12 protein-coding genes are annotated in these 16,233 nt (G+C 44.8%); 8 read left to right on the top strand and 4 right to left on the bottom strand.

What is annotated here, in order from left to right:
- Positions 1–510: 510 nt before the first annotated feature.
- On the bottom strand, positions 511–1,254 hold the full coding sequence (locus tag ACUJFK_RS07820) for a FadR/GntR family transcriptional regulator (RefSeq protein ID WP_445426576.1): 744 nt from the start codon (positions 1,252–1,254) through the stop codon (positions 511–513).
- Positions 1,255–2,053: 799 nt separating this feature from the next.
- On the opposite strand from ACUJFK_RS07820, the gene ACUJFK_RS07815 reads away from it, so the two are divergent.
- From ACUJFK_RS07815 to ACUJFK_RS07800, 4 genes are all read left to right on the top strand, one after another.
- Positions 2,054–5,320, top strand: coding sequence for an MHYT domain-containing protein (locus ACUJFK_RS07815; RefSeq protein ID WP_445426575.1), 3,267 nt, complete (start codon positions 2,054–2,056; stop codon positions 5,318–5,320).
- The gene (locus ACUJFK_RS07810; RefSeq protein ID WP_445426574.1) at positions 5,313–6,323 is read left to right on the top strand and encodes a response regulator; all 1,011 of its coding nucleotides are present in this window, start codon (positions 5,313–5,315) and stop codon (positions 6,321–6,323) included. Before ACUJFK_RS07815 ends, ACUJFK_RS07810 begins: the two co-directional genes overlap by 8 nt.
- Before the next feature lie 162 nt (positions 6,324–6,485).
- The gene (locus tag ACUJFK_RS07805) at positions 6,486–6,896 is read left to right on the top strand and encodes a hypothetical protein (RefSeq protein ID WP_445426573.1); all 411 of its coding nucleotides are present in this window, start codon (positions 6,486–6,488) and stop codon (positions 6,894–6,896) included.
- A gap of 63 nt (positions 6,897–6,959) precedes the next feature.
- Positions 6,960–8,453, top strand: a complete 1,494-nt coding sequence (locus tag ACUJFK_RS07800) for a PAS domain-containing protein (protein ID WP_445426572.1) — start codon at positions 6,960–6,962, stop codon at positions 8,451–8,453.
- Here the strand turns inward: ACUJFK_RS07800 and ACUJFK_RS07795 are convergent.
- Positions 8,410–9,081: an RluA family pseudouridine synthase gene (locus ACUJFK_RS07795; protein WP_445426571.1), complete on the bottom strand. Its 672-nt coding sequence runs from the start codon at positions 9,079–9,081 to the stop codon at positions 8,410–8,412. The genes ACUJFK_RS07800 and ACUJFK_RS07795 overlap by 44 nt on opposite strands.
- 110 nt (positions 9,082–9,191) lie before the next feature.
- On the opposite strand from ACUJFK_RS07795, the gene ACUJFK_RS07790 reads away from it, so the two are divergent.
- Positions 9,192–9,869: an RluA family pseudouridine synthase gene (locus ACUJFK_RS07790; protein ID WP_445426769.1), complete on the top strand. Its 678-nt coding sequence runs from the start codon at positions 9,192–9,194 to the stop codon at positions 9,867–9,869.
- A 228-nt stretch (positions 9,870–10,097) separates the two neighbouring features.
- Positions 10,098–11,114, top strand: coding sequence for an IS110 family transposase (locus ACUJFK_RS07785; protein WP_445425853.1), 1,017 nt, complete (start codon positions 10,098–10,100; stop codon positions 11,112–11,114).
- 383 nt (positions 11,115–11,497) lie between these two features.
- Here ACUJFK_RS07785 and ACUJFK_RS07780 read toward each other — a convergent pair whose 3' ends face one another.
- Together ACUJFK_RS07780 and ACUJFK_RS07775 are read right to left on the bottom strand one after the other, a co-directional pair.
- Positions 11,498–13,966 carry a prolyl oligopeptidase family serine peptidase gene (locus tag ACUJFK_RS07780; protein WP_445426570.1) on the bottom strand — a complete coding sequence of 823 codons (2,469 nt, stop codon included), beginning with the start codon at positions 13,964–13,966 and terminating at the stop codon, positions 11,498–11,500.
- Between the two features lie 149 nt (positions 13,967–14,115).
- Positions 14,116–14,724, bottom strand: a complete 609-nt coding sequence (locus tag ACUJFK_RS07775; protein ID WP_226750871.1) for an FMN-dependent NADH-azoreductase — start codon at positions 14,722–14,724, stop codon at positions 14,116–14,118.
- 252 nt (positions 14,725–14,976) lie between these two features.
- On the opposite strand from ACUJFK_RS07775, the gene ACUJFK_RS07770 reads away from it, so the two are divergent.
- Entirely contained in the window at positions 14,977–15,567 is a 591-nt protein-coding gene (locus tag ACUJFK_RS07770; protein WP_226750870.1) for a sigma-70 family RNA polymerase sigma factor, read from the top strand.
- The gene (locus ACUJFK_RS07765; protein ID WP_306176736.1) at positions 15,551–16,231 is read left to right on the top strand and encodes a ChrR family anti-sigma-E factor; all 681 of its coding nucleotides are present in this window, start codon (positions 15,551–15,553) and stop codon (positions 16,229–16,231) included. Before ACUJFK_RS07770 ends, ACUJFK_RS07765 begins: the two co-directional genes overlap by 17 nt.
- The last annotated feature ends 2 nt before the right edge of the window (positions 16,232–16,233 follow it).

The following is a 16,233-nucleotide window of genomic DNA, read 5'->3' as shown; positions in this document are numbered from 1 at the left end:
TCATCTTAAAACATCACATCGATAAGTTGGATCATAGCCTCGCTTTTTATAGATAAAACCGTTTCCGAACCACTAAAAGTGTCATGCCAATTAAAATGAATTGGTTAATAGGGGGGCAACTAGCGGCTACCCTATATCTCACCCTATGATGCCTTGCTGTTTAGTCCTTTGTTAAATTTGCCAATAAACTGCTTTAGCTACACAAGCCTAAAAATTTGAAGAGCGGTTAGCTACAACAGACATAAACCTGAAACCTCAATGGGCGACACCCGGTCAAGCTGACATAATAAACATAAATAAACAATCCTCTAAAGGCTCAACGCTTTAAAAACGCTTACCCTACACACAGCAAGAGTCCCTTCTTATCAAGCGCCTCTTATATTTAGCAGACATAAAAATGCAGCGATGATCGCTGCATTTTCTTAATAGGTTTTTTGATATTGGCGACAGCTATTTTTCGTTAAGCCGTGTGTAGCAGCCGAAACACACCGTGGTGCAAAGCAATAAGAGCTAAACCACTTTATGTTTAACCAAATTCGAAATGGAATATAAACCGCGTTTCTCGTTGTTCTTACGGCGTACTTCTTCTAAGGCACTGGCTTCCGTGGCATCAAACAAGGTATTGATCAAACGGTTGAAGTGATTATGCATGGCCACCCTTGCTTTTGACGGATCTTTCGCTTTAAGCGCATTATAAATGGCCGTGTGCTCCTGCAACGTTAAATGGCTATCCTTACTACAAACGCTAGCATAATCATCAATGATGGCGGCGGTAGATTCACGCAAAGACCATAACTTATTGACCAATAAAATCATCGCGCCATTTCGGGTCGCGCCAGCAATAATACTGTGAAATAGGCGATCGGCCTCTTCAGTTTCACCACGTTCTTTCATCATAACAAGCGTATCATGTAAACGGGCCAGCTCTTCATCAGTAATGCTCACCGCCGCTAATGCTGCCACCTCGCCTTCAACCAGTGCCCGAGCTTGGGTTAATTCAAAAGCATTCACTACCGCTTCTTTATTATTTTTAATCGCACCTTCAAGTACATAAACCCCCGAGCCGGTTTTCACTTCAACCTTCTCTCGCACTTCTAAAGCAATGATCGCTTCGCGAATAGTCGGCCGACTGACATTAAATTTTTCTGCCAGTTCGCGCTCAGCAGGTAAACGACTACCCGGCGCAAATTCACCGCTATCAATTAACGCTTCAATTTTATCTACGATGCCCCAAAACATTCGTCTGCTTTTCATAAAGGCTCTCTCATATTTTTCTAACCAATATTCTGTGCACTAATTAACGTGCATATTAGCGACTTCAAAAGCCCTAAGCAAAAACAAAATCGCGGTTTTACTATTACGGGCCAAGCTATATTTTAAGCATAGCAGGTTACGCTAAAACTGGTAATAACATAAAGCCATAAAAGTCGAGATTGGTAATGCCAAGTAATTGACAAATTTTCACTCATTGGTTGGATTCCATTCACGTATAATAGCTAGCAATATGAGTTGTGCGATATATATCGCCATATAAAAAACAAAATCCAAGGGTAGTCATGAAACTAAGCAAAGTAAGTTCAGGGATCCGCGCCGCTAAGCCTGGCGATCTCATAATGAATATTATCGCCAAAGTGGTCAGTGAATCGCTTTCAAGAAGTTGCAAAGGCTTAGTACAGTCAAAATAGCTTTGTTCATGTCGATAATATTTTAGCGGCCACTTGCGACGCTGAACGCATTGCTATCGCTTCGGATAGCCACGTACCAAGCAATTTCTTTAAACTAAAATTGTCTCATGAGTAGCGCTAACCACTGTAATCAACTAAATCGAATGGTTTAATTTTGCACTAATGTGGCTGGGTTGTACCGAGATTTTGGCTTAGAAAAAAACGCTATTACTAACTCGTTTATCTTCTTCTTGAGCAAGCAACATGCATACTGCTCATCAAGCAACCTAAAGTAAAAGCTAGTTGCAATTCGCGCCTTGGTATATTATGTCAGACATATTGACGTCTATCGTGGAGGAAATACTGCGATGTTGTTTGAGGTGTTCCAGTTGCCTGCACAGCCAGTGTTGTTGGAGGGTACTTATCAGCTTGAGCTCGTTTTGCTGTCTATTCTGGTGGCTATATTGTCCTCTTGGGCGGCATTATTTTCGGTAGATATTAGTCGACAACATTTCTTACTATGGCAACGCCAATTGGCCATATTAGCCGGCACCATCAGTCTTGGCATTGGCATTTGGTCCATGCATTTTATTGGCATGTTGGCTTTTAGCTTATGTACCCCAGTCGACTACACCACCAATCTCACCCTCTTCTCTTTATTGCCCAGTTTGTTAGCCTCGTATACTGCCCTGAATTTATTGATCCAAGAACGGTTGACCTTACCAAAACTGTTAATCGGTGGTGTGTTGGTGGGTGCCGGTATTGGCGCCATGCATTATACCGGCATGGCTGCGATGAGTATGGCGCCGCAATTACGTTACGATCCTCTGCTATTTAGCCTTTCTATTTTAATTGCCGTATTTATGGCTTTTTTAGCCTTGTGGATCCGCTTTGGTATCAACCGATTACAACTAAAGTTACCACGTTGGCAGCTGAATTTGTTAAGCGGCACCGTGATGGGCTTAGCGATTAGCGCAATGCATTACATGGGCATGTTAGCAGCCCGTTTTGTGGCACCGCCAGGCTTTACTGCCGCTGAGAATACCGCCAATAGTGGTTCTATGGCGTTGATCGTGACCTCAGTCACCTTGGTTGTTACCTTATTGGTGTTATTGCTACAAGTACTACTCAACTTTTACGCCGCTAAAAGCTCGAGCGATAATTATGCAAAACGGCTTGGCGCCATTATGAATACCGTATTAGATGCCATCGTCACCCTGGACAGTCGCGGCGTCATTGTCGAGTACAATCAAGCAGCGCCCGTCTTGTTTGGCACCACAGCCTTATTAGGCAAACATTTTAAGATGTTTCTTACGCCAAAAGATGCTGAGATGTACCAGCAAAAGTTAAACACAAATGAATTAACACAAGCGTTTAACTTGCAGGGAACAGAGCGAGCTATCCCCATCATTAAAGCAGATGGCAGCAAAATTACCGCTAGACTCGCCTTAAGCATAACCCAACTTGAAAATCAGTTGCTGTATGTGGCTTGTTTAAGTGATATTTCTGCCAAATTAGCATTTGAGGAATCGCTGCAACAAAGCGAACAAAAATTGCGCTCGTTAATTCAAAATATCCCGGGCGCAGCCTATCGGGCAACTCGGCAGCAGAGCTGGCAAATAGAGTATATCAGCGAACGGGTCGAGCTGATTAGCGGCTATCCTGCTGAAGACTTTATGCCACCACAAGCCAAACGTTCTTGGTTTTCGATCATTGCAGCAGAGGATAAAGCTAGGGTTAAGGCCACCGATTTTAGTCAGGATTTTGTTTTAGAATATCGCATTGTGCACGCCGGTGGCAGCATACGCTGGATGCTAGAGCATGCCGATAGCTTACCGCAACATCAAGGCTTAATCCGTGACGGTTTTATCATGGATATTACCGAGCGGCGGCAAATGGAAGAGCAGCTTCGCTTTGCTAAATTACAAGCCGAGCAGGCCGCAGAAGTAAAAAGTACCTTTTTAGCCAATATGAGCCATGAAATTCGGACACCCTTAAATGCCATTATTGGCTTTAGCGGTTTACTATTGGAAACACCTGACACCCCCGATGCGCAGCGATATCTGACAACCACACACCAATCTGCTAAAGCATTACTCAGTTTACTAAACGATATATTGGACAGTGCGAAACTAGAGCGTGGAAAAATGGAGTTAGAGCAGCTGGATTTTAACTTAACTCAGTTAGCTGATCAGGTTATCTCTACGCTTTGGATGAGTGCTAAACAAAAAAACGTGCAATTACTGCTGCAAATCGACCCCAATGTGGCCACATTTTACTATGGTGCGGCCGATCGCATCCGTCAGGTTTTACTTAATATTGTTGGCAACGCGATTAAATTTACCGAGCAAGGCTCTGTACATTTAAAAATTCACACCTCGACAAATGGCCTGCTATTTCAGGTCATCGATACGGGGATTGGCATGGACTCGACACGGCTACAGGCTATTTTCGAACCCTTTACTCAAGCCGATGCCAGCATGAGTCGTCGTTTTGGGGGAACAGGCCTTGGAACCACCATCAGTAAACAACTGGTCGAATTAATGGGGGGGCAGATCCACGTTCAAAGCCAAGTTGGCCAAGGCTCAACGTTTAACATCAGTATTCCGTTGCAACCAGGCAAACCTATAGCGCAAACAAGCAACGCGTTGGTATTACCGCCATTGTCTATTTTAGTTGTCGATGACATTACACAAAATTTAGATTTACTCAGCACACTGTTAGCACGCCAGCAGCATAGGGTATTTACCGCATGCAATGGTGCTGAAGCGTTAACGCTATTAGCCGAACAAAGGCCTGATGTTGTGTTGATGGATATACAAATGCCCGTGATGGATGGACTTACCGCGGCACAACAGCAACGACAACGCGAACAAAAGCAACAGTTACCACGGATACCCATTATTGCCCTAACGGCCAGCGCCTTAACCGAAGATAAACTCGCTGCACAGCAAGCCGGCATGGATGGTTTCAGTTCAAAACCGATTGAACCGGATCAACTATTTGCTGAAATAGCCCGTGTGTTAAAGCTTGAGCCCCAAGATTCCGTTATCCCACCTTTGCCAGCCACAGATGAAGATCAGCTATTCGATCCGCATCACGGCATTGCCTTATGGGGAAGTAAAGACCGTTATTGTAGTGAGCTTAAACGTTTTGCAACAAAGCCACTGACGGATTTACTGGATCAGTTACAACAAGCGATGCAAACGGGCAATTATCCGCTATTGCAGCAGCAAGCCCACAATGGCAAAGGATTAGCTGGGAATTTGTCATTAAAACCTTTAGCTAACGTATTTTCAACTCTGGAACAAACGCTAAGACAGCAGCAGCTTAGTGAATTAACCAACGTTATGCAGCACATTTTTGAAGTGGCCAAGCAAACTATGCTGGCGATCGAGCAGTATAGTAACAAAGCTAATACCCCAGGAACAAAGCTTGATCTTAGCGAGTTACCCCTTTTGTTGAACGAACTGGCGGAACAGTTACAGCAACACGATTATAACGACCGTTTATTATCCAAAATTAAAGCCTATCAAAACACATCCTACAGCGATGAAATAAATGAACTGCTTTTGCTGGTAGAAAATTTTAAATTTGATCAGGCTAAAACAACCTTGACTGCACTGCTAAGTGCTTTGGAACAGCAACATGCTTAACGAACATTCAGCCCCAGCCTTAAGCCGTATTTTGATTGTCGATGATGAACCGCTGAACTTACGCGTGTTAAAGCAGATTTTGCAAGATAGCTATAAACTGATGTTTGCCACCAGTGCTCAGCAAGCCTTTGAGTTATTACAACACGATAAACCCGATCTTATTTTGTTAGATGTGATGATGCCTGATATTACCGGTTTTGAGTTGTGTGCTAACTTAAAAGCAAGATCGGATCTCGCCGACATTCCGGTGATCTTTGTTACCGCATTAAAGGATGAAATAGACGAGAGCAATGGCCTTGAATTAGGTGCCGTTGATTACATAACTAAACCTGTTAGCCCGGCTATTGTGCGCGCGAGGGTTAAAACCCACTTGTCATTGGTTAAAGTAGACGAATTAAAACGCACTCGCTTACAAGTTGTTGAGCGACTAGGCCGCGCCGCTGAATATAAAGATAATGAAACCGGCCTGCATGTAAAACGCATGAGTCATTATGCGCAAATTTTGGCATTAGCGGCCGGTTACTCGACTGAATGGGCAGAAGAGCTGTTACATGCCGCGCCAATGCATGACATCGGTAAGATTGGTACGCCCGATCATATTTTATTGAAACCGGGTAAGCTGACTGAAGACGAAATGGTCATTATGCGCCAACATACCTGTATTGGTGCTGATATTCTCGGCGAGTGTGATTCAAGCCTGATGGCAACAGCGTCTCAGGTGGCACGTTGGCACCATGAAAAATGGGATGGTAGTGGTTATCCCGATGGCTTAGCAGGCGCTGAGATCCCTATCGCCGCAAGGATCGTTGCGCTTGCTGACGTTTTTGATGCGCTTACCAGTGAACGTCCTTACAAGCAAGCATGGACAGTAGACGCGGCTTTAGCGTTTATAACCAGCCAATCAGGAAAGCATTTTGATCCCCAACTGGTGCCTTTATTGATTGACAATTTACCGAAGCTGTTGGCCATTAAAGCTAAATGGGCAGATAGACTAAACCAATAGAGAAAAACGAGAAAAAGCAAAAATAGAAAAGCACCGCAATGATTTGTTTTATTTGATTTTTTTTAACATGCACTGTTTTAAAGCTATTTGCATCTTACAGAAAATGCACTATAGTTTAGCTAGGCATAGTTAAAGCTAAGCCAAACAGATGGAGCAGCTACAATGAGTTCCTTAAGCACGGGTAATTTTCCGGTTAATACGCTATTACGCCAACAGACGGTTCGACAGGCCGAACTCGCTGAGCAGCAGGCGCGTGCTTTAGAAACCCAGGCTGCGGCGAAAAGGCGTGAAGCCCGACAAGCCGAGGCTGCCGCAAAACGTTTAGATACCGAGGCTAACGTTGCCGAAAATGAAGCGAACACCTTACAGCAAAATTTAAATGCGGCAGAACAACTGAGTCAAAGCAACCAGCAAAACAGTGTGCGTTTTCAGCAAAGCATCAACCGACAATTTAGCCAAAACTCTACGGCAGAGCCTGATAACAAAGCTGATGCCTTAACAATCGAGATCAATAATTTAGTCAATGGCTCATCCAGCGAAAAAAGCGGTAGCCTTATTAATACAGTGATTTAATAGGTCACACCTTGTGGTCTGGCAAAGCTGCGAGAACACCATTGAGCATAGAAAAGGAACCTCATGCACAAAAACTTGGCTTTTTTTCAGTCTTCTCGCTTTGTGCTCCCCTGCTTCATTTTAACTATTTTTGTCATTTTATTAGCCGATAGTGTAACCCAACTTGGTTTTGCTCACGGTATGCTATATTCGCCGTTAATCTTACTGGCGGGTTTCACCTACCGTTATCGCTTACTGAACCTGACCGCCAGTTTAAGTATCATGGCTATCTGGATAGGTTATTTCATTGCTCCGCCAGCACCAGATAATTTCTCTGAAGCCTATGTGTTGGCCAATCGCGGTTTAGCCTGCTTGGTTATTGTCATTCTCTGGTGGCTAAGTTTTAAAATCATCACCCAGCTAAAATTACAGCAAACTCAACTGCAACAAGAAAAACGAGCCCGACTAGAGTTAAATTTAGCTCAAGAAGTGGCCGGTTTAAGTCATTGGCACTTAAATGACTACCGTAAAATGGTGGTGTTAGATAAAGCCAGTAGCCAGTTATTCAAACTTAACAAGCTTGAGCTAACCATTGAGCAGTTTTATGCCTGTTTTGATAGTGCCTCACAAACTGAATTAACAAATCGAGTTCAAGCCTGTTTATTTGAAGGTAAAATGATTAAGCTTGAATTGCAATTAGCCAGCCAAAGCTTACCACTGCAACGGATCAAACTGGTTGCTTATCCGGATCCAGATAATCGCGACATTGTGCGAGGATTATTACAAAACCTTCAGCCATTATTATCGCCAAACGATACGCTCGGTGAGCAAATTCAGCAGTTTAAATATCTAGCCGATACCTTGCCCGTTAAGGTATGGATAGCCGATGCGGATGGCTTAATCAACTTTGTTTCACAAAGTTTTGCAGTGTTTTGTGGTTGGAGCGCCGAACGTATTGTCGCCGACTGGCTTAACATCATCCATCCTGAAGACCAACTGGCAACCATGTCAGCCTGGCAACAGGCTTTACAGCATGAAACATCATACAAAATTGAATTTCGGTTATTAGGTGCGGATGGGAACTATAGCTGGCACTTAATGCATGCCGTGCCCATTTATCAGGCCCCGGGGCAGTTAAGTTACTGGTTTGGTTCAGCCATGGATATCAGTAAACAAAAAAACCTGTGGCTACAAACTGAAGAGCTTAAACGCTCGCTTTATCAAATTTTAGAAAGTGTAACCGATGGTTTATTTATGCTAGATGCCCATTTTCACTTTAGCTATATCAACCAGCAAGCCCTGGAATGGATAGCCGGTAATAGAGCCTTATCACCGGGTAAACACATGACTGAAGTATTCTATCAATCAGAAGTCGATTTCAGCCCACTGATCAGCGCGATCCAACGGGCCTTTGCTGAAAAACAAAATAGTCAGCTGTGGTTCACCCTGCTCTCACACACCGAGCCAAGTTTAATCAGTATTTATCCTGCCAGCCATGGGGTTAGCGTGCTTATCCAGTTACGTTCAACTCTTCCTAAAAAGGCGGGGCCGCTGTCAGTTGCACCGACTCACCATTAATCGGATGTTGAAAACGAATTTGGTAAGCATGTAACAGCAAACGCGGCGCTCTTTTTGCAATCGCTTTTGTGCCATATAAGGTATCTCCTAAGATGGCATGGCCAATACTGAGCAAATGCAAACGCAATTGGTGCGAGCGACCGGTCACTGGCTTTAACAAAACCCGGGAGCTGTCGATTAAAGCAGGATCAGCCAAGCGCGTGAAATGTGTCAAAGCTGGTTTACCGCTTTGCGCACAAATTTTATATAGCGGGCGATTGTCAGCATCCGCTGCTATCGGCAAGTTAATCTCGCCACTCTCTGGTAAGTCCCCTGCAACCACAGCCAAATAATCCTTTTCTATGGTTCGAGCCTGAAATTGCTTACTAATGGCCGACAATGTCACTTTGTTCAAAGGTAAAATAACCAATCCTGAGGTATCATAATCCAAACGATGCACCACCTGCGCAGTTGGAAAATCCTGCTGTACCCGACTAATTAAACAGTCATGATTCGCCGGATGTCGACCAGGCACAGTGAGGAGATGGCTCGGTTTATCCACTACCAACAGCACATCATCTTGATAAATAATGCGGTAAGTGTCTTGGGTTGCCGGTAATATGGCTAACGATTGCGGTTCAACAGACATAGTTGCGCTCAAATACTAAAAACTCAGGTATTATGCCGCAAAAAAAACCTAGCCAGCAGCCATAAATCCGTTAAGCTGCGCAAAAACACTGACACAGGAACAACATGATGATTGCTCCGCTGCGGTATAACCCTCCGCAAACTGCACTAGAAATCATATACGAAGATAAAGATTTGTTAGTGGTTAATAAACCCAGTGGCCTACTAACCAACCCCGGCAAAGGACCTGACTTAGCAGATTGTTTGCTTAGCCGAGTTTGTGCGCTCTACCCACTAGCGCAATTAGTTCATCGATTAGATCTCAGTACATCCGGTGTGGTGGCTTTTGCTTTAAGGCGCAAAGCCGAGCGAGAATTAAAACGGCAATTTGCCGAACGTTTGGTAAAAAAACGCTATCTTGCCATAGTTGCCGGGCAACTGACCGAAACGGCAGGTTGCATTACTCTGCCTTTAGCGGCCGATCCTGCTAACCCACCCAAACAACAAGTTGATACCGCAGGCAAAGTAGCAGAAACGCATTTTAAAGTTTTAGAGCAATACGCTAACTCGGCTTTAGTTGAATTAAGGCCCGTTACCGGCCGTTCACATCAATTACGCGTTCATATGGCAGCATTAGGGCATCCGATCTTAGGCGATGCTTTTTATGCCCCTATCGAGTGGCAACAAGCTGCACCGCGCTTACTGCTCCATGCCGCCACACTAACACTGCAACAACCCTACAGCCAACAAACACTTACCTTTAATGCCGATAGCGATTTCGTCACTGCCAACGGCCAACGCCTGCGCTAAGCGCTTTCCGTCACCACATCCCCTCAAAACCTCTCTGAGTATGGTCATACCAGACTCAGAGTAAGGTACAACCAGTACCGGAGTGCGGTCGTACCAGTGTCAGAGAATAATATGAACGCCTCCACTTAACCTTCAGGGGGCATCTTTTAGAAAGGATGGATACCCCTGGTCACGGCATCGTGTGCCAAAATGGTAGTGTAAGTTCTACAGACAACAGGGGTATCCGATATGAAGCTTAATGTATTTGGTGTTGATATTGCAAAAGAGATTTTCCAAATTCACTGGGTCGATAATGCTGGCAAAAGCCATTCCCAAAAGGTTAAGCGACAGCATTTTCTGGAGTGGTTTAGCAATAAAACGCCCTCGCTGATTGCCATGGAAGCCTGCAGTGGTGCGCATCACTGGGGACGCTATTTCCAGAAGATGGGGCATCAGGTCCGTTTGTTAGCCGCACATAAAGTGAAACCTTTTGTTATCGGTAATAAGAATGACATGGTCGATGCCAGAGCGATTTGGACTGCCGTTCAACAACCTGAAATGCGTTTTGTTGCAGTAAAAACGATTGAGCAGCAAGCCGCTTTGGCTGCACATCGCATGCGTGCGCAACTGGTTAAAACCCGCACGGCCAGCATTAATGCTGTTAGGGGCTTCTTAGCGGAGTTTGGTTTGGTGATACCGAAAAGCCGCACGGCCTTTAAGCGTGATATTGCACCGGCATTAGAGCAGCTGTCTCAAAGTGTCCCCACGGAGTTTATGGACCGTTTATACGAGCGTGTGGCTTACATCAGCACACTGGACGAGGACATTGCGGGCTTAGAGCAGCACATCACGGCGTGGTTCAAACGTTGCCCACAGTGCCAGCGGATTAGCAAGATACCCGGTATTGGCGTATTAACCGCAACCGCCTTGGTGGCCACTGTCGGTGATGTTCAGCAGTTTAAATCAGGACGTGAGCTCTCTGCCTGGCTCGGGCTTGTACCTAAACAAACAGGCTCAGGCGGAAAGGTAAAGTTACATGGTATCAGTAAACGTGGTGACACTTACCTGCGCACTTTATTAGTTCACGGCGCGCGCTCGGCAATTACGCATAACAAACAGCCGAGCGAGTGGTTGCAGCAGTTATTGATTCGGCGACCCAAGAATGTGGTGTTACTGGCACAGGCCAATAAAACCGCTCGGGTCGTGTGGGCCTTGTTAAGTAAAGAAGTTGACTACAGTGAAGCCATCTATGCACAGGTGAGTTAACCGTGTGGCAGAGTAAGCACGAAGCTTCATAGCAAAATAAGTAACATCGTTTAGCGCGAATACGTTCGCAACCGTTTGTCAGGGCGCCTGACGTGTGATGAAAATTGGTAAGACCAAGCTTTAGTATCCTGAGGACCACATGGGTTTAAATACCGTTCAGAGTATCAGGACTAAAGCCGCGGAAATCATTAGGGTCAGCGGGGGCACGCCTCGCATAATAAGACCGAATATAGTACCGCAGCCCATCCAACTCAACGCACGTTAAAAGGCCTTGCAAAGGAGGCGTTCATATAGTGTGGTACGACCTGTACCGGAGTGCGGTCGTACCAGTGTCAAAGTGTGGTCGGGCCTGAATGAGGCCCTTATTGTGTGGAATGAGCGGTTTAGAGATTTTCTTCGAACAGTTTGTGGATACGACGGTATTCGTCTAACCAACTGCTTGGTTGACGAAAGCCATGCGCTTCAACGGGGTAAATCGCTGTTTCGAAATCGACAATTTCGTGCTCAATTAAGCGCTGCACCAAACGCACCACATCTTGAAAAAACACGTTGTCGTCAACCATGGGGGCATTGATCAGCAGTGGCTTTTTCAAACCGTCGGTGAAATAAATGGGCGAACTGCGCTCATAGGCAATAGGATCGATTGCCGGCGTATTTAAAATATTAGAGGTATAAGGATGGTTGTAATAAGCCCAATCACTTACTGGACGCAGCGCTGCCCCTGCTTGAAATAACTCAGGCTCTTTAAACAACGCCATAAAAGTCATAAAACCACCGTATGAACCGCCATAAGTACCCACACGCTTGCGGTCGACATTGGCGTTTTTAACTAAATAGTCCACACCATCAACTAAATCTTCAATTTCAGGAGTTCCCATCTGGCGATATATCGCAGTGCGCCAATCACGGCCGTAACCTTTTGATGCTCGGTAATCCATATCAAGCACTACATAACCTTGCTGAACTAACAAGTTATGAAACAAGAATTCACGGAAATAGCCAGACCAACCTAGATCACTGTTCTGCAGATAACCGGCGCCATGGTTAAACACGACAGCACGACGGGCCTCACCTTGCTGATAATCAGCCGGTAAATACAATTTGCTAAATACCGGGTGTGAGCCATGGCTTGAAGGCACAGCCACAACCTGAGGTGCAACAAGAGGCAATTTTCTAAACGCTGTAGAAACCGTATCCGTTAACTGACGAACCGTTGTACCTGCCTTCGCCTCTGCTACAAACAGCTCAGGTGGCATTAGGTTGGTTGAGTGGCGTAGCAACAACTGCTGTTCATCTGGCGATAAAGTAAACTCGGTACTGCCCAGTAAATTGGTCACCTGTTCAGTCTGGTTAGTGCCCAGCACTTGGCGATACACATTGTAGATCCCGGGATGGCTCTTGTTGGCGGTGAAATAGATGTACTGATCGTCATGCGTTAACACCGGGCCGGTCACTTCAAATGTGCCTGAGGTTAATTTTATCGCTTTTTTCGCAGTTAATGCTTTGCTGTATAGGTGGGCATAACCACTTTCTTCCGATAAGAAGAACAAGGTTTCACTGTTGTTTAACCAACCAAAATCATTAAAAGCGTAATTAACCCAAGCTTTATCATGCAAACGATGCTGAGGTACTAACTGCTTTTTAGCCAGGTCGACAGTGGCAATCCAACGGTCTTTATTGTCAAAGGCTTTTAACATGACCGCCACTTGCTGACCGTTATTGTGCCAACGCATAGCACTTTGGCTCCAATACCAATCGGTCATTAAGCCAATATCACGGATCACTTTTTCTGATTGATACTTTTTACCCTGTGCCTTGGCATTTTCTGTTTTCACTTCTGCCAGCACATCTTCGTTATAACCTGGCAAACTGCTATAACTAAGCTCCTGCATGCTGTTTTGTTGTAAATCAACTAACAGCAATTTTTGCGGCTCAGGAGTAAAATCATTCACACGTGCACGCACCGGCTGCGCGGCAATATCACCGTTAGCCGTAATATAATTCGGCATAATATCTTTGTCATTGCGCGCACTCGATTTACGCGTTGCAAGCATCAAATAATCACCCTTGGGCGATAAGCTGGCATCTACAATTTGTTGCCCTTTACCCAAATAAATCGCGGCCGGAGCCATGCTATTATTTTCAGTGCGTAACTGCTGTGCTGCTTGATAACGCTCGGTTTGATTTTGTTGTTGTAGCGCAATATATCGGATCAGCTTCGCTTGCTCTTGACCTAAATAGCCCTTTGCCGGTGCAGGTGCGGTGGGAGCATCTTCTGTTTTTAAACTGGCAATTTCGCTGTGGCTACCGTTATTAAAGTCATAAGCAAAAAAATCCCAGCCTTGTTGATAGGCTAAACGACCATCTAGCAAAAATTGTGGTCTGCTCTGACTGCTATTACTGCGGGTCAGTTGCTGCAATTTCCCGTCAACAATGACAAATAGGTTGCCTTCAAAGATGTAAGCCATTTTGCTGCGATCAGCGTTAAAAACTAATTGCTCTGCGCCCATTTGATGCCAATCAGCGAGTTTAACTTGCTCACCATTGCCAACTCCTTGCACCGGACGACGAAACCAATCGCGCAATTCGCTTTGCTCGCGTTTGCGTTGATAAAACACCGTGCTACTATCTGGTGCCCAAAAGGCGCTTTCTGGTTGACGACCCAACCAATCCGGATCCGCCATAATTTGTTCCATCGTCAATCGAATGGACGGATCAACTTGATTTTGTTGCACAACGCTGATGGTGTCGGTTGACCAAGTACGAGGCTCACCTTTTGCAGCCACAACCGAACTAAAACACAATATCGAGCTGACACTTAAAGCCAGTATGGCGCAGTGAAATTTTTTCATAGAGTTATTCTTCATTTCTGCCTAAGACCTTGCTGTTATACAAAGCTTGTAAACAGAACGCAACCGATTGCGCCTGAATGCAAAGCCAATACGCTAAAAAGCAAAAAACCGGCCTCAGGCCGGTTTGTGTTGCAGCTAACAAATAAACATTAAGCGAATAACTGCTTGCCGATTGCGCTAAGTTGCGTTTTTGCCTTACTCATGGCTTGTTCCGCACTGTCAGGCCCCATATTTAAGCCCTCGGCGTAAACAAAGTGCAATTGCGTTAGCCCTAAGAAATTAAAAAAGGTTTTTAAGAAAGGTACCTGACTGTCAGCTGGACCATTTGCATATACTCCACCTCGAGTCAGTGCGAAAACCACGGGCTTGTCGTTTAACAAACCGACTGGGCCTTGCTCAGTGTATTTGAAGGTCAACCCTACGCGCGCTAAACGATCTAACAGCGCTTTTAATTGGCTGGGTATCGCAAAGTTGTACATGGGCACACCCAATACTAAAACGTCAGCCGCTTTAACCTTAGCCACTAAATCATCAGAAATTGCTGCAAGTTGTTGCTGCTCGGCATTACGCTCTGCTGCAGCCGTCATCCAACTTCCCATCTCAGGCATGGTCAGATGCGTAAGTGGCGTCGCATTTAAATCAATTTCTGTTACTTTGTGCTGCGCTTGCGGCAACTGTGCTAAAAAGTGTTGCACTAATTCTACAGATTTACCGGCAGAGCCACTGATCGAGCTGTTTATCACTAAAATATTTTTCATCAACATTCTCCGTTTAAAAACATTCAACTGATGTTACATGCAACTTTTTAGAATTAAAAACGGATAATTTCGGATTTAACGTTCTATTTTTTATTTTAATTATATTTAAAACCAGTTCCTATTACGCTGCGTATAAATGGCACGTTTCATAAAAACGCACTTAATCGCCGGGAAATAACGAATATGTTGGAATCTACCGTGCTATCAGGGCATCATGACAACTCGAGAGCTAAAACGAGGATGCCCGACCGTATGACTATTAGTGCAGAACCCAATATCCGCACTGGGCAATGGGAAGACGCTTTAACTTTTGTCGCTGTGAATGCTGACAAAGCAGCTTACGCTGAGCTATTTAGTTACTTTGCACCACGCTTAAAAGCTTTTGGTATGAAGATGTTCGGTAACGAACAGCAAGCTTTAGAGATGGTTCAAGACACCATGCTTAATGTTTGGAAAAAAGCCAATTTGTTCGACGCAAGTCGTGGTTGCGCATCTACTTGGATTTTTACTATCGCGCGTAACGTTCGTTTTGATATGTTGCGTAAAAAGCAAAGCCGCAAAGATGACATCAGCGCAGATGACTTATGGGCTGACGGAGATTATCCAGAGCAAGAGGGCAGCACTTCTGAGCAATGGGAAACCATGCTAATGAGTGAAAAGCTGGCTCCTCATTTCGATGCTTTACCCCCAGCACAGCGAATGGTAATGCAAAAAGTTTATTTAGAAGAGAAGTCTCATCAAGAAGTATCCGATGAGTTAGGTATTCCGCTTGGCACAGTAAAGTCACGGATCAGGTTGGCGCTAGATCGTTTGAGAGAGGCATTAGATGACACACGCAGTTAAATTTCATCCAGGAATGATGCTGATGGAACAGTATGTAGAAGGTACGCTTTCTGCCGAAGTTGCCTTGGCAGTTGCCACACATATTGATTTGTGTCCGCACTGTCAGCACCTGTGCCAAGATTTACACAACGATCACGGCAGTCAATTAGCCAAGTTATCCCCAGAAATGAATAACAATGCTGATGATTTCGCACAGATGCTTGATTTCATTACGTCGCAGCAACCTAACACTGGTTCACATGCGCCGAAGCAGCAAGAGTCAGTAACAGTAAATGTTAATGGTCGCGAGTTTCGTATACCGCGTGCATTAAGCCGTTTAGTGTCGCAACAAAGCAAATGGTTACAATTAGGTGGTATTGCCACTGCCAAGTTGCCTGCTGGTGAAAAAACCCATGTATCTTTGCTATACATTGATAAAGGTACTGAAGTGCCAAATCATAGCCATTTAGGTATGGAAATGACATTGGTATTAAGTGGGCGTATTTATGATGAAAGCGGTGAATACGGCGCGGGTGACTTATTAATTAATTCTCCTGATGATACGCATACGCCGCACACTCGGGCTGACGAAGATTGTTTATGTTTGTCGGTACTAAGCGCGCCATTAAAGTTCAACAAAGGCCTAGTGCGTTTGTTGAACCCGTTACAACAATTTTTTTACTGAAC

The organism is Alishewanella sp. HL-SH06, assembly GCF_052656265.1.
This window is presented reverse-complemented; position numbering and strand designations above follow the sequence as displayed.